This window comes from Lysobacter sp. Root76 (assembly GCF_001428685.1).
GTDB lineage: Bacteria > Pseudomonadota > Gammaproteobacteria > Xanthomonadales > Xanthomonadaceae > Lysobacter.
The window spans coordinates 51,907-69,687 of record NZ_LMIK01000001.1 but is presented as its reverse complement, the minus strand read 5'-3'; the positions used below and the strand labels follow the sequence as shown (position 1 = coordinate 69,687).

The 17,781-nt window shown below is 69.1% G+C and carries 17 protein-coding genes; 13 read left to right on the top strand and 4 right to left on the bottom strand.

Annotated elements, in window-relative coordinates:
• Positions 1 to 139: 139 nt before the first annotated feature.
• Positions 140 to 511 carry a helix-turn-helix domain-containing protein gene (locus tag ASE10_RS00255; RefSeq protein WP_055901703.1) on the bottom strand — a complete coding sequence of 124 codons (372 nt, stop codon included), beginning with the start codon at positions 509 to 511 and terminating at the stop codon, positions 140 to 142.
• A 220-nt stretch (positions 512 to 731) separates the two neighbouring features.
• Here ASE10_RS00255 and ASE10_RS19855 point away from each other — a divergent pair, with 220 nt between their 5' ends.
• The 3 genes from ASE10_RS19855 to ASE10_RS00245 are packed head-to-tail and all read left to right on the top strand — an operon-like array spanning position 732 to position 3,698.
• Positions 732 to 965, top strand: coding sequence for a hypothetical protein (locus tag ASE10_RS19855; protein ID WP_157480944.1), 234 nt, complete (start codon positions 732 to 734; stop codon positions 963 to 965).
• Between the two features lie 35 nt (positions 966 to 1,000).
• Entirely contained in the window at positions 1,001 to 1,450 is a 450-nt protein-coding gene (locus ASE10_RS00250) for a hypothetical protein (protein WP_056305484.1), read from the top strand.
• 58 nt (positions 1,451 to 1,508) lie between these two features.
• Complete coding sequence (locus ASE10_RS00245; protein ID WP_056305481.1) at positions 1,509 to 3,698, top strand: CHASE domain-containing protein; 2,190 nt, start codon at positions 1,509 to 1,511, stop codon at positions 3,696 to 3,698.
• A gap of 867 nt (positions 3,699 to 4,565) precedes the next feature.
• Here the strand turns inward: ASE10_RS00245 and smpB are convergent.
• Positions 4,566 to 5,078 (bottom strand): SsrA-binding protein SmpB, encoded by a 513-nt coding sequence (gene smpB, locus ASE10_RS00240; RefSeq protein WP_056305479.1) that lies wholly within the window; start codon positions 5,076 to 5,078, stop codon positions 4,566 to 4,568.
• A 42-nt stretch (positions 5,079 to 5,120) separates the two neighbouring features.
• Between smpB and ASE10_RS00235 the strand changes: the two genes are divergently transcribed.
• Together ASE10_RS00235 and ASE10_RS00230 are read left to right on the top strand one after the other, a co-directional pair.
• Positions 5,121 to 5,555 carry a type II toxin-antitoxin system RatA family toxin gene (locus ASE10_RS00235; RefSeq protein WP_055901691.1) on the top strand — a complete coding sequence of 145 codons (435 nt, stop codon included), beginning with the start codon at positions 5,121 to 5,123 and terminating at the stop codon, positions 5,553 to 5,555.
• The gene (locus ASE10_RS00230) at positions 5,552 to 5,833 is read left to right on the top strand and encodes an RnfH family protein (protein WP_055901689.1); all 282 of its coding nucleotides are present in this window, start codon (positions 5,552 to 5,554) and stop codon (positions 5,831 to 5,833) included. The genes ASE10_RS00235 and ASE10_RS00230 overlap by 4 nt, the downstream gene beginning before the upstream one ends.
• A 79-nt stretch (positions 5,834 to 5,912) precedes the next feature.
• On the opposite strand, the gene bamE is transcribed toward ASE10_RS00230, so the two are convergent.
• Complete coding sequence (gene bamE / locus ASE10_RS00225; RefSeq protein WP_056305477.1) at positions 5,913 to 6,308, bottom strand: outer membrane protein assembly factor BamE; 396 nt, start codon at positions 6,306 to 6,308, stop codon at positions 5,913 to 5,915.
• A gap of 185 nt (positions 6,309 to 6,493) precedes the next feature.
• Here bamE and fur point away from each other — a divergent pair, with 185 nt between their 5' ends.
• Positions 6,494 to 6,895, top strand: coding sequence for a ferric iron uptake transcriptional regulator (gene fur / locus ASE10_RS00220; protein WP_055901683.1), 402 nt, complete (start codon positions 6,494 to 6,496; stop codon positions 6,893 to 6,895).
• Positions 6,896 to 7,133: 238 nt separating this feature from the next.
• On the opposite strand, the gene recN is transcribed toward fur, so the two are convergent.
• A complete protein-coding gene (gene recN / locus ASE10_RS00215) occupies positions 7,134 to 8,801 on the bottom strand; it encodes a DNA repair protein RecN (protein ID WP_056305475.1) in 1,668 nt (555 codons plus the stop codon).
• Positions 8,802 to 8,945: 144 nt separating this feature from the next.
• Between recN and hrcA the strand changes: the two genes are divergently transcribed.
• From hrcA to dapB, 7 genes are all read left to right on the top strand, one after another.
• Positions 8,946 to 9,995 (top strand): heat-inducible transcriptional repressor HrcA, encoded by a 1,050-nt coding sequence (hrcA, locus tag ASE10_RS00210; protein ID WP_056102829.1) that lies wholly within the window; start codon positions 8,946 to 8,948, stop codon positions 9,993 to 9,995.
• Positions 9,996 to 10,587: 592 nt separating this feature from the next.
• A complete protein-coding gene (grpE, locus tag ASE10_RS00205; protein WP_055901674.1) occupies positions 10,588 to 11,097 on the top strand; it encodes a nucleotide exchange factor GrpE in 510 nt (169 codons plus the stop codon).
• A 141-nt stretch (positions 11,098 to 11,238) separates the two neighbouring features.
• A complete protein-coding gene (gene dnaK / locus ASE10_RS00200; RefSeq protein WP_056305473.1) occupies positions 11,239 to 13,146 on the top strand; it encodes a molecular chaperone DnaK in 1,908 nt (635 codons plus the stop codon).
• A gap of 128 nt (positions 13,147 to 13,274) precedes the next feature.
• On the top strand, positions 13,275 to 14,402 hold the full coding sequence (dnaJ, locus tag ASE10_RS00195; protein ID WP_056305471.1) for a molecular chaperone DnaJ: 1,128 nt from the start codon (positions 13,275 to 13,277) through the stop codon (positions 14,400 to 14,402).
• Between the two features lie 217 nt (positions 14,403 to 14,619).
• Positions 14,620 to 16,542: a DUF3857 and transglutaminase domain-containing protein gene (locus ASE10_RS00190; protein WP_056305470.1), complete on the top strand. Its 1,923-nt coding sequence runs from the start codon at positions 14,620 to 14,622 to the stop codon at positions 16,540 to 16,542.
• A 111-nt stretch (positions 16,543 to 16,653) separates the two neighbouring features.
• Positions 16,654 to 16,986: a hypothetical protein gene (locus ASE10_RS00185; protein ID WP_055901659.1), complete on the top strand. Its 333-nt coding sequence runs from the start codon at positions 16,654 to 16,656 to the stop codon at positions 16,984 to 16,986.
• Between the two features lie 62 nt (positions 16,987 to 17,048).
• A complete protein-coding gene (dapB, locus tag ASE10_RS00180; protein ID WP_082559595.1) occupies positions 17,049 to 17,774 on the top strand; it encodes a 4-hydroxy-tetrahydrodipicolinate reductase in 726 nt (241 codons plus the stop codon).
• The last annotated feature ends 7 nt before the right edge of the window (positions 17,775 to 17,781 follow it).

Here is a 17,781-nt window from a genome sequence, read left to right as displayed (position 1 = left end):
TGTCCGATTGGAGTGCGGCGGCGAGCCCCTTCGCGGTCGCTATCTCACCGTGTGCGACGGCCGGGGCGCAGGCTGAAACCGGCGCATCCGGGCGCCAGCCGCAAGCGGGAGAGGGCGACGCCGGACGCGTCGCCGGCGCTCAATGACCGTCCAGCAATTCGATCAGCGCGCGCCGTTTCTTGCGCGACAGCTTGCGCATCAGGCCCATCAGGCGCAGCTCGTCGGGGTCGCTGTACTTGGCGGTCTGGTCGCGCACCGACAGCGATTTGCCTTCGATGGTGCCGCGGCCGGTGGCCAGCCATTCGAAGCTCACGTGCTGCTGCACGGCGATCGACAGCATGCGCTCGAGTTCCGGCAGGGCCAGGCCGATCAGCCATTTGCGCGCGGTTTCGCGGCTGACGCCGTAGTACGACGCGAGCGCGCCGGTGCGGGCGCGGCCTTTGGCGAAGCCGGAGAAGTCCAGCGCCTGGTGCAGGCGGCGGGCGAATTCGTCGTGGGGTGTGCTGCTCATGCGGTACCGCCTGTGCATCCTGCCAGGCTGAATCGGTTGTCCTTCACCGGGGCGTCCACTCGTTCTTGCGCGGGAGAGCGCAACTTATTGTTGCGCACCTTGTGGAAACGAATCACACTTTTAGAGTGTTGTATTTAGCAATTTACGGTGGTAAATTTTTCAACGCGTAAACGACGATAGGGATGTCGTGACCGGAACCACTCGCGAGCCGGCGCCTGCATTGGCGCAAAGCGGAAAATCCCGCGAAAACCCGATCCTGCGTTACGTCGCCTGCTTCGCGACCGTGGGATTGGCGGCCAAAGCCGCCGGTGTGTCCACAGAAATGCTGCGTCAAATGCGCATTAGAGGTTTCGTTTCCACGCGCAATCGGGCGTTGCGCATGGCCGAGGCCAGCGGCGGGCGGGTCAGCGCGGTCGAGCTGTTGGCGTTGCCGCGGCGGACGAGGCGCGGCTGATGCCGGAGGGCAGGGGCGCCACGTCTGAGGCCGAGATGCTTGAGGCCGCGACGCCGCAGGCCGCGACGCCGCAACGCGAGAAAGCCGACACCACCACGCTGGTCGCGCTGGTCGCCGCCGAATCCGCACCGTCGCTGCGCTTGCAGGCATTCGACGTCTCGGCCACGACGGCCGGTCTGGCCGCCGCGCTGGTCCTGCTGGTCGCGGCCGCCGCTTTCGCCCTGGCCGTGTGGACGCGGCGCTGGCGCGATCGCCCGGGCCTGGCCGAGCGCGAGAGCCGCAACGGCGACGTGCTGCTGCACCTGGCCCGCGAGATTGAGGCCCACGCCGCCCAGTTGGAGCGCGCCGGCCGTAGCGCCGGCGAGCAACGCCGCTGGGCGCGGCTATGCCGCCGCATCGCCGGCGAGCACCTGGAATGCGTGAATGCGCTGCTGCTGGAGAGCCTGCGGCGCGAGGCCGCACGGCCGCCGCCGGACCCGCGCTGAGCCGCTGTCCGGCGCAGGACAGGTGCCCGGGCCCGTGCGCGGCTTGTATGCTCCTGCGATGAGCGCAGCCGACCTGGACGATTCCGCCGCCGCCCAACTCTCCGGCCTGGTGCCGCGTCGCAGCTACCTGCTCGCGCTGCTGGTGTTCATCGGCGCGCTGATCCTGGTGTTCGCGACCTGGACCGTCGCCCGCGACCGCGAATTGCGTTCGGCCGAGTCCGAGTTTCAGACCCGGACCGAGGTCGTGACCGACCTGATGCGGCAGCGCCTGATCTACTACGAATTGGTGGCCGGAGGCGGCGTCTCGCTGTTCGCCTCGGTGTCGCGGCCGACCCCGCAGCAGTGGCGGGCCTACGTCGAGGGCATGAATCTGGGCCGGCGTTTCCCGGCGATGCTGGGCCTGGGCTTCGGCGGCTACGTGCGCAGCTCGCGCCTGCCGGACCTGCAGACCGAATGGCGCGAGTCCGGCTACGGCATGCTGGAAGTGCGGCCGCGCGGCGTGCGCCGCGACTACGGCCCGATCCTGTACCTGGAGCCCAAGACCGCGGCCAACATCGCCGCGATCGGCTACGACATGTACTCCGAGCCGACCCGCGCCGCGGCCATGCTGGCCGCCTTGGAGACCGGTCAGCCGCAGCTGACCGGGCCGGTGCAGCTGATCCAGGACGGCAGCGAACACAAGGTCGGCCTGGTCCTGTACCTGCCGGTCTACCGTGGCGGCGACCGCCCGCAGAGTCTGGACGCGCGCCGCAGCTCGATGCAGGGCTGGGTTTACGTGCCGTTCCGGGTGCAGCGTTTCGTCGAGACCTCGATGGGCACGGCGTTCAAGGACGCACGCTTCCGCGTCTACGACGTCGGCCAGGGCGCGGCCAGCTTGCTGTACGCCAGCCCCGGCGAGGCCAGCGCGGAAAGCTCGGCCTTCCATCATTCGACCACGCTGGAGGTGTACGGCCGGCGCTGGCGCATCGACTTCGAATCCACGCCGCAGGCACAGGCCGCGCCGCGCCTGGCCAGCCTGCAGAACATGCTGGCGTTGGGCTTGTTCGCTTCGCTGCTGCTGTACGCGGTGGCGCTGACCCTGGCCCGCACCGAGGCGCGGGCGCGCAAGATCGCCCTGCGCATGACCGAGGATTACCGCCGCAGCGAGACGCGTTTTCGCAGCGCGATGCGCTATTCGGCGATCGGCAAGGCGTTGCTGGACAGCGAGGGCCGTATCGTCGAGGCCAACCCGTCGCTCATAGCGATCGTCGGAAGGAACGAGGCCGCGCTGCGCGGCATGCGCTTCGACGGCCTGTTCGAGAACGAGGACCACGAGATGGTCGGCAAGGCCAACGGCCGCACCGACACCGACGGCGTGCACCGCGCGACCCGGCGCCTGCACCGCGAGGACGGGCTGGTGCGCCAGGTCCAGCTGACCTATTCGCCGGTGCCGGGCAACGTCGGGCAGGACATCAGCGGCCTGGTCCAGGTCGAGGACGTGACCGAGCGCCTACGCGCGGAGGCACGCGTGCATGCGCTCAACCGCACGCTGGAGGCGCGGGTGGCGCTGCGCACGCGCGAGCTCAGCCAGGCCAACCAGGAGCTGGAGGCGTTCGCCTACAGCGTCTCGCACGACCTGCGCGCGCCGCTGCGCGCGATCGAGGGCTTCAGCCGGGTGCTGATCGAAAAGCATGCGGCCCAGCTCGACGAGCCCGGACGCGATTATCTGAGCCGGGTGCGCAAGGCCGCCGGCCGCATGGGCGAGCTGATCGACGCGCTGCTGCACATGTCGCGGCTGGCGCGCAGCGAACTCAAGCTGGACCGCGTCGACCTGAGCCGGATGGCCGGCGAGGTCGTCGAGGAGCTGCGCACGAGCGATCCGCAACGCAATATCGAAGTCGCGATCGCGCCCGGGCTGGAGGTGGTTGGCGACGCCGCGCTGCTGCGCAACCTGCTGGCGAACCTGCTCGGCAACGCCTGGAAGTTCACCCGCGGCAACCCGGCCGCGCGGATCGAGTTCGCGGCGCAGAACAACGCCCAGGGCATGCCCGAGTTCTATGTGCGCGACAACGGCGCCGGCTTCGCCCAGGAGTACGTGGGCAAGCTGTTCCGGCCGTTTCAGCGGCTGCACAGCGACAGCGATTTCCCGGGCCATGGGATCGGTCTGGCCTCGGTCAAGCGCATCGTCGAGCGGCATGGGGGGACGATTCGGGCCGAGGGTGTGGAGGGGAAGGGGGCGACGTTTACGTTTACCTTGCCCGGGGAGTAGGGCGGCGCTGCCGCTCTGCGCTGGCCGGCGGGTTTCGCTCCGGGTCCGCCTTCCCCTTTCTGCCTTCTGTGGGAGCGGCGTAAGCCGCGATCGCGAATCCCAGCTACTTCGTCGGTTTCGTTCTTAAGCAACAGCTTCCGCCTGCTGCGCATGCGAGTCACTTTCTCTTGCTATTCGCCTTGGGGTAGGAGCGGCGTGAGCCGCGACCGCGACCTTCGGCTACCGCGCTGGCTTCGATTCGGATTGACGTCGCTTTCTGTGGGAGCGGCGTAAGCCGCGATCGCGAACTCCGAAGTTCGGCTGAGGCATCGATTCTTTAGTCAAAGGCTTCCGCCCGCTGCGCGTGCGAGTCACTTTCTCTTGCCACCCGCCTTGGGGTAGGAGCGGCGTGAGCCGCGACCGCGACCTTCGGCTGCTGCTTGAGTTTCGATGCGGATCGGCTTCGCTTTCTGCTTTCTGTGGGAGCGGCGTAAGCCGCGATTGCGAATTCCGTTTGCTGCGTTGGTTTCGTTACTTAAGTCAAAGGCTTCCGCCTGCTGCGCATGCGGGTCACTTTCTCTTGCTGGCCCAAGAGAAAGTAACCAAAGAGAAGGGCCTGCCTAGACAACCCTCCCGTGCGAGTTCGTTGGTGGCGCGGAGATTTTTCGAAGGAACATCCTGTTCCTCGAAAAACGGCGCGCGTCCTGCGCGCCGCCCTTCGGGTCTGGGTGGGGTTGGGCGAGTGCGGTGCAATGGATTTCAATGCAACGGCAACGGCAACGGCAACGGCAACGGCAACGGCAACAGGCCGGCCTGCGCGCCATCCTCACTCTTCGAGAAAAAGGGGCCGGCGAATCCCGTCTCCAGACCGCCGCGCGGCCACCCGCCTCAAGCGTCGCGGTTGTGCCGCCGCATCGCGCGCTGCTTCTCGCGCGCCCAATCCTTTTCCTTGCTGGCCTCGCGCTTGTCGTGGCTCTGCTTGCCCTTGGCCAGGGCGAATTCGACCTTGACCTTGTTGCCCTTCCAATACAGCGCGGTGGGCACCACGGTATAGCCGTCGCGCTGGATCCGGCCGATCAGGTTGTCGATCTCGCGCCGGTGCAGCAGCAGCTTGCGGGTGCGCCGCTCTTCGGCCACGACGTGGGTCGAGGCCGAGATCAGCGGGGTCATCTGGGCGCCGTGCAGGAACATCTCGCCCTCGCGGATGACCGCGTAGGCTTCGGTGATGTTGGCGCGGCCGGCCCGGATCGACTTGAGCTCCCAGCCTTGCAGGGCCAGGCCCGCCTCGAAGCGTTCCTCGAGGTGGTAGTCGTGGCGCGAGCGCTTGTTCAGCGCGATGGTGCCGCCGGCGGCGCCCTTTCCTTTATCCTTGCCGGCCTTGTTGTTTGCATTCTTGGACATCGCGCCATTGTCCCCGATTGCGGGGCCACTAGCGAACATCCCATGCCAACCATCCGCCGCTCCGCCCTGGTCGAACACTCCGCCGCGCGCATGTTCGCGCTGGTCAACGACGTCGCCGCCTATCCGCAACGCTTCGACTGGTGCGAAAACGCGCAAGTCCTGGAGGCCAGCGACAGCCATATGGTGGCGCGGCTGGACCTGGGCCTGGGCGCGTTGCGCACTTGGTTCACCACCCGCAACAGCCTGTCGCCGCCGCACCATATCGAGCTCAAGCTGGTCGACGGCCCGTTCCGTCAGCTCGGCGGGCGCTGGGAGTTCCACGCCCTGGACGAGTCGGCCTGCAAGGTCACCCTGACCCTGGAGTTCGAGCCGGCGGTGAAGCTGCTGGGCCCGGCGATGGCGCTGGGCTTCCAGAGCCTGGCCGACCGCATGGTCGACGACTTCGTGCGGGTGGCCGACCGCGGGGACGAGGCGTGAGGATCGAGCTGGTCCGGGCCTGGCCGCGGCGGTTCGAATCGCGCGAGCTGGACCTGCCCGAGGGCGCGCGGCTGCGCGACGCCCTGGCGGCGGCCGGCTGGGAGCAGGACCCGGAAACGGTCGCCTATGCGGTGTACGGGGTGCGCGCGGAACCCGACGCGGCCCTGCACGACGGCGACCGGGTCGAACTGCTGCGGCCATTGCTGGCCGACCCGAAGGACGCACGCCGGCGCCGCGCGCAGGCGCGCGGGCCGCTCAAGGGCGGTTCGTCGGGCTGAGGGTCGTTTCGGAGCGGCGGCGCGCCGTATCCAGGTCGCGCACGCCGGGTAGGGCTCAGGCGGGAAAGGGAGCGCGGCCTCAGCGGCGGTGCTTCTTGTCCTTTTCCTTGGCCAGGTTGCGGCCGAACTGCTTGGGCGCGGCCTTGGCGATCTGCTCGTCCTGTTCCGGGAAGTAGTCGCCGTCCCAGCGGGTCAGGGTGTCGTTCTCGAAGTACAGGACCAGGTTCTTCTTCTCGGTCCGCGCCAGGCGGCCGGTGCGTTGGGTCGCGGTGTAGTCCCAACGATCGTGGTGGAACGGGTCTTCGATCGAGGGGCTGCCCAGCAGCAACTGCACCTGCTGCTTGGTCATGCCGGCCTGCAACTGGTCGATCGCGCTCTTCTCGAGCAGATTGCCCTGGTAGATCGGCTGCTTGTAGAGGATGCCGCAACCGGACGTGACCAGAGCGATCGAGAGAACGAGCAGGAGCTTGCGCATCGTGTGCTGGGACCTATGTCTGCGACGGGCGGATAACGCGCCGATGATACACTGAAGGCCGCATCCACAAGGGGCGGACCGGGACGCGCCGCGGCGCGTTCATCCGCCGTTCCGGCCGTGGCCGCCGCGCCGCCGGCACGGCTGGCCGCTGCGGACCGCCGCCGAGCACGAAGAGGGACGTTCAGATGGAATCGCAGGACCTGCGCAACGCCGGGCTCAAGGTCACCCATCCGCGCATGCGGATCCTGGAGCTGCTGGAGCAGTCCAAGCCGCGGCACATGACCGCCGAGGACATCTACCGGCTGCTGCTGGAAAAGGGCGAGGACATCGGCCTGGCCACGGTCTACCGCGTGCTGACCCAGTTCGAGTCCGCCGGTCTGGTGCTCAAGCACAACTTCGAGGCCGGTCAGTCGGTGTACGAACTCGACCGCGGCCATCACCACGATCACATGGTCGATATCGAGACCGGCAAGATCATCGAATTCGAAAGCGCCGAGATCGAAGAACTGCAGCGCAAGATCGCGGCCAAGCACGGCTACGACATCGAAGAGCATTCGCTGGTGCTGTACGTGCGCAAGAAGCGCTGAAGGCCGGGATTGGCGATTCGGGATAAGAGCCGAATCGCTCGCGCTGCAAGGCATGAAAGCCCGCCGATGGCGGGCTTTCGTTTGTGGGGTGTGGGTGCGTTCGCGGGCAGCGTCTCGGCGATCGCGATGCTCGGGCTGGCGCTGCGACGGGGAGGCGTTATCGCGGCTTACGCCGCTCCTACAGGGAGCGGCGGGTTGCGCGGGGGGGCTATCGCGCCGAGTCCCGAGTATCCAGACCTCAGACCACATCCGCCAGCAGCCGCTTGGCTGCCGCGCGCACTTCCTTGGTCAGTTCCACGCCGCCGAGCATGCGCGCCAGTTCTTCTTCGCGCTGCTTGGCGTCCAGGCGCTGCACGGCGCTCTGGGTGACGCCTTCGCTGGCCGACTTGCTGACCCGGTAGTGGGCGTGGCCCTGGGCCGCGACCTGGGGCAGGTGGGTCACGCACAGGACCTGACGGCTGGCGCCGAGGGCGCGCAGTTTCTGGCCGACGATCTCGGCCACGGCGCCGCCGATGCCGGAGTCGACCTCGTCGAAGACCATGCTCGGGACCGCGTCCAGGCCCAGCGCGGCGACTTCGATCGCCAGCGAAACGCGCGAGAGTTCGCCGCCGGAGGCGACCTTGCGCAGGGCGCGTGCGGGCTGGCCGGGATTGGCGGCGACCAGGAATTCGACGCGCTCGGCGCCGTTGGGGTCGGGGCGGTCTTCTTCGGCCGCTTCCAGAGCGATCTCGAAGCGGCCGCCGCCCATGCCGAGCTCGCCGATCAGGGCGCTGGTCGCCGACGACAGCGCTTCGGCGGCGCGCTTGCGCGAGGCGCTCAGGGCATCGGCACTGCCGCGCCAGGCGCCGCGCGCGCCGACGATCTCGCCGTCCAGGCGGGCCAGGCGTTCGCCGGCGCCGCGCAGCAGTTCGAGTTCGGCGGCCATGCCGTCGCGGTGCGCGGCCAGGTGTTCGGGGGTGACGCGGTGCTTGCGCGCCAGTTCGTGCAGGCGGCCGAGGCGGTGCTCCAGGGTGTCGAGCGCGGACGGGTCCAGGTCGAGGTCTTCGTGGACGCGGCCGAGCAGGGCCAGGGCTTCGTCGACCTGGATCGCGGCGGCGTCGAGCATGGCGTCGACGTCGCGCAGGCGCGGCTCGTGCTCGGCCACGCGCTGCAGTTCGACCCGCACCTGCTGCAGGGTGCGCGACAGCGAGGGGCCGTCGTCGCCGCCGAGGCGGGCGAAGGCGTCGTCGCAGGCGGCGATCAGGCCGGCGGCGTGGGCGTGGCGCTTGTGGTCGGCGAACAGGCGCGCGATCGCGTCGGGTTCCAGGGTTTCGCGTTCGAGTTCGGCGTACTGGTGTTCGAGCCAGCCGATGCGTTCGGACACATCGCCCTTGGCGATCAGGGCGTCGCGCTCGCGCAGCAGTTCGCTCCAGTCGCGGGCGGCGGCGGCGACCGCGGCGCGGGCGGCGTCGTTGCGGCCGTAGGCGTCGAGCAGGGCGAGCTGGCTGGCCTTGGACAGCAGGGCCTGGTGTTCGTGCTGGCCATGGATCTCGACCAGGCGCGAGGCCAGGTCGGCGAGCTGGCCCAGGGTCGCCGGGCGGCCGTTGATCCAGGCGCGCGAGCCGCCGTCGGCGCGGATCACGCGCCGGACCTGGCAGCTGTCGTCCTCGTCGAGTTCGTTGTCGCGCAGCCAGGCCGCGGCCGGCGCGGCGTCGTCCAGGGAGAAGTCGGCGACCAGTTCGGCGCGGTCGGCGCCGTGGCGGACCACGCCGCTGTCGGCGCGCAGGCCGCTGATCAGGCCCAGGGCGTCGACCAGCAGCGACTTGCCGGCGCCGGTCTCGCCGGAGATCACGGTCAGGCCGGGACCGAACGCGAGCTCGGCCGCGCTGACCACGACGAAATGCTTGAGGGAGAGATGGGTGAGCATGCGTGGTCGGCGTTGTGGAGCGGCGATTGTGCCGGGTCGCGGATGACCGGGCCAGCGGGAGATGCCGCCACTGTGGGTCGGAACAGTCTCCAGGGCTGAGACCGGCGCTTGCGCCGGACGCCCTGCGTGCTTATATCGACAGCGATGAACCGCCGTCCTTCCGACCTGAGCCTGGACCCGCGTTCGCGGCAGCTGCTGCGAACGCTGATCGGGCGCTACATCCACAGCGGCGAGCCGGTCGGCTCGCAGACGCTGGCGCGGCATGCCGGCCTGGACGTGAGCGCGGCGACCATCCGCAACATCCTGTCCGACCTGGAGGACGCCGGCCTGCTCAGCGCGCCGCACACCTCGGCCGGGCGCATACCGACCGCGCAGGGCTATCGCCTGTTCGTGGATTCCCTGCTGCAGGTGCGGCCGCTGCCCGAGGGCGACCTGGCCCGGCTGCGCAACGAGCTGCCGGCCGGTTCGGGCACCCAGACCCTGCTCGGCAGCGCCTCGGAGCTGCTGTCGGCGATGACCCATTTCGTCGGCGTGGTCAGCGTGCCCAAGCGCGAGCAGTTCGCGTTCCGGCGCATCGATTTCGTGCCGCTGGATGCGCAACGGGTGCTGGCGATCCTGGTGTTCGCCGATCACGACGTGCAGAACCGCATCATCCAGACCAAGCGGCCCTACGACGCCGGCGAGCTGGAGCGGGTCGCCAACTACCTCAACGGCCATTTCGCCGGGCGCCCGGTCGCCGACATCCGCGCGACCCTGCTGCACGAGCTGCGCAGCGCGCAGTCGGAGATGGCCGCGTTGCTGGCGCAGTCGGTGGAGCTGGCCGAACAGGCGCTGGCGCCGGACCGCGACGACGACATGGTGCTGGCCGGCCAGACCCGGCTGATGGGCGTGCAGGAACTGTCCGACGTCGAGCGCCTGCGCGAGCTGTTCGAGGCCTTCGCCCGCAAGCGCGAGATCCTGCAACTGCTGGAGCGCACCATCCATGCGCCCGGCGTGCGCATCTTCATCGGCGAGGAAACCGGCCTGGCGCCGCTGGAAGGCGTGTCGCTGGTGACCGCGCCGTACACCGCCGGCGGCCACGTGCTCGGCGTGCTGGGCGTGATCGGCCCGACCCGGATGGCCTACGAGCGGGTGATCCCGGTGGTGCAGGCCGCCGCGGACGCGCTGGGCGACGCGTTCAAGCCCGAGGGCTGAGCGGCGCCGCCAGGCGTCTTAAGTGTGAGCGGTGTGGGCCGCGACCCGACGCGCGCGGCCAGCTTCCTGTAGGAGCGGCGTAAGCCGCGATGCCGACGCGCGTCACCTGCTTCCTGTGGGAGCGGCGTAAGCCGCGATGCCGAAGCGATGGACGCCGGCGCTTGGATTGTGCCCCGAAGCCATCGGAAGCAGGGTTCCGATTTCCGCAATCGCGGCTTACGCCGCTCCTACACGGGGGCGCTGTCGAAGCCGGGGCGGGCGCGGTAGGCCGGTCGGAGCGGTCGTGGCTTGTGCCACCGCTGCCCCAAAGCAGTCGGAAGCGGCACCGAAGCGCTGGCGAAACGATGGCGCAGCGGTGCCGAAGCGGCGTCGGAGCGGCAACGCTGACCGCCGCCAATAGCGGCGTCGGTCTGACTATTCAGGCGGCGAGGCCGTTCATCGTCCCAAAAACGTCGCCGAACAGCGGTGCTCGCTGCCGTTGCCGCACGATCGCTGCAGATCGAGGCACTTCGGCAGCCCGCGCACTTGAACGGTCCGGGCACGGCCCCAATAGCTGCCCCAGTCGCGGATGACCCGCCAGGACCCACCCAGCATGAACCACTCCGACCCCAACTCCGAACTCCACCTCGACGAGCCGGCCGCGGCCGCCACGCCGGACGAGGCCGAGACCCTGCGCGCCGAACTGGCCCAGGTTCGCGAGGACGCGCTGCGCGAGCGCGCCGAACTCGACAACCAACGCAAGCGCCTGGCGCGCGACATCGACATGGCGCGCAAGTTCGCCAACGAGCGCCTGCTCGGCGAGCTGCTGCCGGTGATCGACAGCCTGGAAGCCGGCCTGGCTGCGGCCGGCGGCGATGCCGGCGCGCTGCGCGAAGGCATGGAGCTGACCCTGCGCCAGCTGCTCAAGGTCGCCGCCGACAACGGCCTGGTCGCGGTCGACCCGACCGGCCTGGCCTTCAACCCGGAACACCACCAGGCCATGAGCATGGTCCCGGCCCCTGGCGTCGCCCCGAACCACGTGGTCCAGGTCTACCAGAAGGGCTGGCTGCTCAACGAGCGTCTGTTGCGCCCGGCGCTGGTCGTGGTCAGCCAGGACGCCTGAGCGGCGCCCGCCGCAGGCCCGGCCCGGATGAAGGGCGCGGGGCAGGGCGCTTGAACCGCCCGCAGGCGGACCCCAAATAACGCACATCGGCGCCGTAACGGCAGCCGCACCATCTAAAAGCATTCGAGAGGGAGCAACATCATGGGCAAGATCATCGGCATCGATCTCGGCACGACCAATTCGTGCGTGGCGATCATGGAAGGCGGCAACGTCAAGGTCATCGAGAACGCGGAGGGCGATCGCACCACGCCGTCCATCGTCGCCTTCACCAAGGACGGCGAAGTCCTGGTCGGCGCCTCGGCCAAGCGCCAGGCCGTCACCAACCCCAAGAACACCTTCTACGCGGTGAAGCGCCTGATCGGCCGTAAGTTCACCGACGCCGAAGTGCAGAAGGACCTGGACCTGGTGCCCTACGGCATCGTCCAGCACGACAACGGCGACGCCTGGGTCGCGACCGCCGACGGCAAGAAGATGGCGCCGCAGCAGATCTCGGCCGAAGTGCTGGCCAAGATGAAGAAGACCGCCGAGGCCTACCTGGGCGAGCCGGTCACCGAGGCGGTCATCACCGTGCCGGCCTACTTCAACGACAGCCAGCGCCAGGCGACCAAGGATGCCGGCAAGATCGCCGGCCTGGAAGTCAAGCGCATCATCAACGAGCCGACCGCGGCCGCGCTGGCCTACGGCATGGACAAGAAGGGCGGCGACCGCAAGGTCGCGGTCTACGACCTGGGCGGCGGCACCTTCGACGTGTCGATCATCGAGATCGCCTCGGTCGACGGCGAAATGCAGGTCGAAGTGCTGGCCACCAACGGCGACACCTTCCTGGGCGGCGAAGACTTCGACAAGCGCGTCATCGACTACTTGGTCGAAGAGTTCCAGAAGGACCAGGGCATCGACCTGCGCAAGGATCCGCTGGCCCTGCAGCGCCTGAAGGACGCGGCCGAACGCGCCAAGATCGAGCTGTCCAGCGCCCAGCAGACCGAGGTCAACCTGCCGTACGTGACCGCCGACGCTTCCGGTCCGAAGCACCTCAACATCAAGCTGACCCGCGCCAAGCTGGAGTCGCTGGTCGAGGACCTGGTCAAGAAGACCATCGAGCCTTGCCGCATCGCCCTGAACGACGCCGGCCTGCGCGGCGCCGACATCAGCGAAGTGATCCTGGTCGGCGGCCAGACCCGCATGCCCAAGGTCGGCCAGGCCGTGGCCGAGTTCTTCGGCAAGGAACCGCGCAAGGACGTCAACCCGGACGAAGCCGTCGCCATCGGCGCGGCGATCCAGGGCGGCGTGCTGGCCGGCGACGTCAAGGACGTGCTGCTGCTGGACGTGACCCCGCTGAGCCTGGGCATCGAAACCCTGGGCGGCGTGTTCACCAAGATCATCGAGAAGAACACCACCATCCCGACCAAGGCCTCGCAGACCTTCTCCACCGCCGAGGACAACCAGTCGGCCGTGACCGTGCACGTGCTGCAGGGCGAGCGCGAGCAGGCCCGCTACAACAAGTCGCTGGCCCGCTTCGATCTGGCCGGCATCGAGCCGTCGCCGCGCGGCATGCCGCAGGTCGAGGTCTCGTTCGACATCGACGCCAACGGCATCCTGCACGTGTCGGCCAAGGACAAGAAGACCGGCAAGGAACAGAAGGTCGAGATCAAGGCGGGCTCGGGCCTGTCCGAGGACGAGATCGCCAAGATGGTCGCCGACGCCGAGGCCAACCGCGAGGAGGACCAGAAGTTCCACGACCTGGTGCAGGCCCGCAACCAGGCTGACGGCCTGATCCACATGGCGCGCAGCACGATCAAGGAGCACGGTGAGAAGCTGCCGGGCGACGCGATCGGCCGCACCGAGGGCGCGATCGCCGAACTCGAAACCGCGATGAAGGGCGACGACAAGGGCCAGATCGAGGCTAAGTCCAAGGCCCTGGAAGAGGCCGCGCAGGCGCTGTTAGCGGCGGTGCAGTCGCATCAGCCCGGTGCCGACGCCGGCGGCGGCGCCAAGTCCGAGGACGTGGTGGACGCCGAGTTCACCGAGGTCAAGGACGATCAGAAGCCGTGATTCGGGATTAGGGATCGCGGATCGGAAGGGGCGGGTTCTCCCGCTCCTTCCGCCGTCCTCGCTCCCGTTCTGTTCCTAGCTTTCCCGCTGCAACGAATCCCGATTCCCGAACTTCGACTCCCGGCCTCATGAGCAAACGCGATTACTACGAAGTGCTGGGCGTGGCCCGCAACGCCAGCGACGAAGACCTCAAGAAGGCCTATCGCCGCTGCGCCATGAAGCACCACCCCGACCGCAACCCCGACGACAAATCCGCCGAGGCCGCGTTCAAGGAGTGCAAGGAAGCCTACGAGGTGCTGGCCGACGCCAACCGTCGCCGCGCCTACGACCAGCACGGCCACGCCGCGTTCGAACACGGCATGGGCGGTGGCGGCGCTGGCGGCGCCGGCTACGCCGACATGGGCGACATCTTCGGCGACATCTTCGGCAACATCTTCGGCGGCGGCGGCCAGCGTGGTCCGCGCCGCGGCGCCGACATCGGCTACGTCATGGAGCTGTCGCTGGAGGAAGCGGTCGGCGGGCTCGACAAGCAGATCGAAATCCCGACCCTGGACGAATGCGACACCTGCGACGGCTCGGGTTCGGCCGACGGCAAGCTCGAAACCTGCGCCACCTGCAGCGGCCGCGGCCAGGTCCGTTTCCAGCGCGGCATCTTCTCGATGCAGCAGGCCTGTCCGCATTGCGGCGGGCGCGGCCAGACCATCGCCGACCCCTGCCAGGACTGCCACGGCCAGGGCCGGGTCGAGCGCACCAAGACCCTGCAAGTCAAGATTCCGGCCGGCGTCGACAACGGCGACCGCATCCGCCTGACCGGCGAAGGCGAGGCCGGCCCGGCCGGTTCGCCGCCTGGCGACCTGTACGTGGAAGTGCGCGTGCGCGAGCACGAGATCTTCCAGCGCGACGGCGACGACCTGCACTGCGAAGTGCCGATCCGGATCTCCCAGGCCGCGCTCGGCGACACCATCCGGGTCCCGACCCTGGGCGGCGATGTCGAACTGCGGATCCCGTTCGAGACCCAGAGCGGCAAGCTGTTCCGCCTGCGCGACAAGGGCGTGAAGTCGGTGCGCAGCCGCAAGCCCGGCGATCTCTACTGCCGCGTGGTGGTGGAAACGCCGGTCAACCTGACCGTCGAGCAGCGCGAGTTGCTGGAGAAGTTCGAAGCCACCTTCATCGGCGAAGGCGCGCGCAAGCATTCGCCGCGCTCGTCGACCTTCATCGACGGGGTCAAGGGCTTCTGGGACCGCATGATCTCCTGAAGCCGACGCTGGAGCATCGCAACGACGAAAGGGGCTACGGCCCCTTTTTCGTGTCCGCGCGGCGCCGGCTCCGAGAGCGTCGCCGCGTTTGCGCCGGGCCGGTCTCAGCCTCGCCCTGGCGATGTGGTAGAACGTCCCGCATCGGCCGGCCGGCCTGCGGCGACACGCGCGGCGCACGGCCTGGGCAGGAATATTTCGACAAGGACAGGGGGAAGGGATGCGTATCGCAACACTGCGGCTGTGCGCCGCGATCGGTTTTGCTCTGGCGGCCGCGACGGCCGCGGCCCAGAACGCGGCACCCGCCGCCGCGCCGGCCGGGGCCAAGGCGCCCGCCGCGCCAGCCGCCGCCGAGGAGCCGCTGCGCAGCGAACGCGCCCACCTCAGCTATGTGGTCCAGGCCGACGGCAGCTACGTCGAGCAGCGCGAGACCGAGGTCAAGGTGATCGAAGAGCGCGCGGTCGAGTACGCCAAGCGCCAATCGATCAGCTACAGCGCCAGCATCCAGCAGCTCGACGTGATCGAGGCCTATACGCGCAAGGCCGACGGCCGCCGCATCGACGTGCCCAAGTCCAATTACCAGGTCGAGACCAACGACGGCCGCAACGGCGGCGGCCCGGCGTTCTCCGACATCGCCACCACCAGTCTGGTGTTCCCCGATGTCGCCGCCGGCGACACGGTGGTGCTGGCCTACCGCCTGGTCGGCAAGCAGCCGATGTTCGAGGGCCAGTTCTCCGAGCTCGACAGCTACGGCGGCAACCAGTACCAGGGTGATGTGCGGATCAAGATCGACGCGCCGGCCGCGATGTGGGCCCAGCAGCGCGCCTGGGGCACGATGAAGCAGGTGCGCGACGAAACCGTCGGCGACCGCCGCATCGTCGAGTGGAGCTACAGCAATCGCAGCCCGGTCAAGAGCAAGCGCCGGAACTACTCGGTCTACCAGGTCGAGCAGTTCCCCGGCTTCGCCTATTCGACTTTCCGCAGCTACGGCGACATCGCCCGCGCCTACGCGGCGCGCGCGCTGCCCAAGGCCGCGCCGACGCCGCGCGTGCGCACGCTCGCCGACGAGATCGCCGCCGGCAAGACCGACCAGCGCGAGGTCGCGCGCGCGCTGTACGAGTGGGTGTCGACCAACATCCACTACGGCGGCAACTGCATCGGCCTGGGCGCGGTGGTGCCGCGCGATCTCGACTTCGTGCTCGACAACCGCATCGGCGACTGCAAGGACCACGCGACCCTGCTGCAGGCGCTGATGGCGGCCAAGGGCATCGAGGCGACCCAGGCCCTGGTCAATGCCGGCAACGTCTACCGGCTGCCCGACATCCCGGTCGCCTCCAGCGTCAACCATGTACTCAACTATCTGCCGGGCCTGAACCTGTACGTCGATGCCACCGCCAAGGGCATCCCGTTCGGCGATTTGCCGGTCACGTTGCTGGGCAAGCCGGTGCTACGCATCGACCAGCCCGAGCTGAAGGCGCAGACGCCGGCCTACGCGTCCGAGCGCAATCGCCAGCGCATGGACACCCGCCTGACCGTGCAGGAGGACGGCTCGGTCAAAGGCCGGGTCGAAGTCGAGGTCAGCGGCCATCCGGCGATCGCGCTGCGTTCCGGCCTGCGCGATCTGACCCAGGAGCAGGCCAAGGACGTGGTCAAGAACTTCTTCCAGGCCAGCGGCCTGGTCGCCACCGGCAGCTTCCGCCAGGACGATCCCAAGGCCCTGATCGACCGCCACAAGTACGACGCCGAATTCGAGGTCCAGCAGATGCTGCCGGTGCCGGGCGCGTTTCCGCTGCAATCGATTTTCTTCAACGCGATGCCGGTGGCGTCCTTCGTGGCCGACGCCAACGAAGACCGCAGCGAGGAAGGCGAAACCGCCTGCACCGGCGGGCGTTCGGAGGAGAACTACCGGATCGAGTTCCCGGCCGGCATGAAGGTGATCGCGGTGCCGCCGAATCTGGCGATCGAGTCCGGCGGTCTGAGTTACCACGCCAGCTACACGCTCAAGGGCAATGTGCTGGAAGCCAAGCGCGTGTTCGTGGACGGCACGCCGGGGCCGCTGTGCACGCCGGAGTACGGCCGCGAGTTCCAGGTCTTCGCCAAGAAGGTACTGCCGAACCTGAAGGCGCAGGTGGTGTACCAGTAGGCGGGCAGGGCATGCAGCCGGTGCCGATGGGTCTCAAGGCCGAGCGCCGCTCCCACTGGTGGGCGCCGCCGCGGCGCTCGGGCCGTCCCGCCACCGCCGCAGGCAGAGCGCATGCCGCCGCGTACCCATGAACTGGCCTTCGCGCCGGGCCGCCATGCCTGCAGTCTGCAGGCGGCGGCCAGACGGGTGTTCGCCGTCCTGGGCATCGCCCGCTACCGCCTGATCGAGAAGACCGGTCCCGGCCAGGCCTTCGACCGCTACTGGGAAGGCCGCCGCGACGGCGCGGTCTGCCGGGTGCGCGGCAGCGACTGGGACCCGCAAGGGCCGCAGACCCGTATCCACGTCGAACTGTCGGATGCGGCCGCCGCCGCGACATGGCTGCAGGTCCTGCATCGCTTCGGCGAGGCGCAGGGCTGGGGCGCGGCGGAAATCGCCGACGCATGAACGGCGATCCGGCCGCGCACGCTCGCTTGTGGAAACTCCGGCCCAGCCGTTAGCCTGCGTGCATGAGCGAAACCACCCGAATCCTGATACACGGCGCCTCCGGCCGCATGGGCCAGGCCTTGTTGCGCCTGGCCGCCGAGCGCGACGATCTGAATGTGGTCGCCGCGGCCTCGCGCAAGTCGCCGGCCCAGCGCGTGGTCGACGGTGTGCCGCAGTTCGCCGCCAGCGAACTAGGCGGCGTGCCCGAGTTCGACGTCGCCATCGATTTCAGCCTGCCCGAGGGTTTCGACCCGGTGCTGGCGCTGTGCGCCGAGCGCGGCCGGGCCCTGGTTTCGGGCACCACCGGGCTGTCGTCGGAGCAGAACCGCGCCATCGAGGCCGCCTCGGCGCGCATCGCCGTGGTCTGGGCGGCCAATTACAGCCTGGGCGTGGCAGTGCTGACCGAGCTGGTGCGGCGCGCCGCGGCCGCGCTGCCGGCCTGGGACTGCGACATCGTCGAGGCCCACCACACCCGCAAGCTGGACGCACCCTCGGGCACCGCCCTGCATCTGGGCCGGGCGGTGGAGATCGGCAGCGGCCGCGACCCGCATTACGCCAGCCTGCGCGCCGGCGACATCGTCGGCGAGCACACGGTCCAGTTCGCCAGCGCCGGCGAGCGCCTGGAGCTGATCCATCGCGCGAGCAACCGCGACATCTTCGCGCGCGGGGCGCTGGAGGCAGCGCTGCGGGTGGTCCGTCAGGCCCCGGGCCGCTACGGCCTGGCGGAGTTGATGTTCCCCAACCTGTAGCCGGCGC

What these genes read in the sequence shown, in the direction of transcription:
- ASE10_RS00255 (WP_055901703.1), bottom strand. Translation starts at nt 511, where the DNA reads ATGAGCAGCACACCCCACGACGAATTCGCCCGCCGCCTGCACCAGGCG.
- ASE10_RS00250 (WP_056305484.1), top strand. Translation starts at nt 1,001, where the DNA reads ATGCTTGAGGCCGCGACGCCGCAGGCCGCGACGCCGCAACGCGAGAAA.
- ASE10_RS00245 (WP_056305481.1), top strand. Translation starts at nt 1,509, where the DNA reads ATGAGCGCAGCCGACCTGGACGATTCCGCCGCCGCCCAACTCTCCGGC.
- smpB (WP_056305479.1), bottom strand. Translation starts at nt 5,078, where the DNA reads ATGTCCAAGAATGCAAACAACAAGGCCGGCAAGGATAAAGGAAAGGGC.
- ASE10_RS00235 (WP_055901691.1), top strand. Translation starts at nt 5,121, where the DNA reads ATGCCAACCATCCGCCGCTCCGCCCTGGTCGAACACTCCGCCGCGCGC.
- bamE (WP_056305477.1), bottom strand. Translation starts at nt 6,308, where the DNA reads ATGCGCAAGCTCCTGCTCGTTCTCTCGATCGCTCTGGTCACGTCCGGT.
- fur (WP_055901683.1), top strand. Translation starts at nt 6,494, where the DNA reads ATGGAATCGCAGGACCTGCGCAACGCCGGGCTCAAGGTCACCCATCCG.
- recN (WP_056305475.1), bottom strand. Translation starts at nt 8,801, where the DNA reads ATGCTCACCCATCTCTCCCTCAAGCATTTCGTCGTGGTCAGCGCGGCC.
- hrcA (WP_056102829.1), top strand. Translation starts at nt 8,946, where the DNA reads ATGAACCGCCGTCCTTCCGACCTGAGCCTGGACCCGCGTTCGCGGCAG.
- grpE (WP_055901674.1), top strand. Translation starts at nt 10,588, where the DNA reads ATGAACCACTCCGACCCCAACTCCGAACTCCACCTCGACGAGCCGGCC.
- dnaK (WP_056305473.1), top strand. Translation starts at nt 11,239, where the DNA reads ATGGGCAAGATCATCGGCATCGATCTCGGCACGACCAATTCGTGCGTG.
- dnaJ (WP_056305471.1), top strand. Translation starts at nt 13,275, where the DNA reads ATGAGCAAACGCGATTACTACGAAGTGCTGGGCGTGGCCCGCAACGCC.
- ASE10_RS00190 (WP_056305470.1), top strand. Translation starts at nt 14,620, where the DNA reads ATGCGTATCGCAACACTGCGGCTGTGCGCCGCGATCGGTTTTGCTCTG.
- ASE10_RS00185 (WP_055901659.1), top strand. Translation starts at nt 16,654, where the DNA reads ATGCCGCCGCGTACCCATGAACTGGCCTTCGCGCCGGGCCGCCATGCC.
- dapB (WP_082559595.1), top strand. Translation starts at nt 17,049, where the DNA reads ATGAGCGAAACCACCCGAATCCTGATACACGGCGCCTCCGGCCGCATG.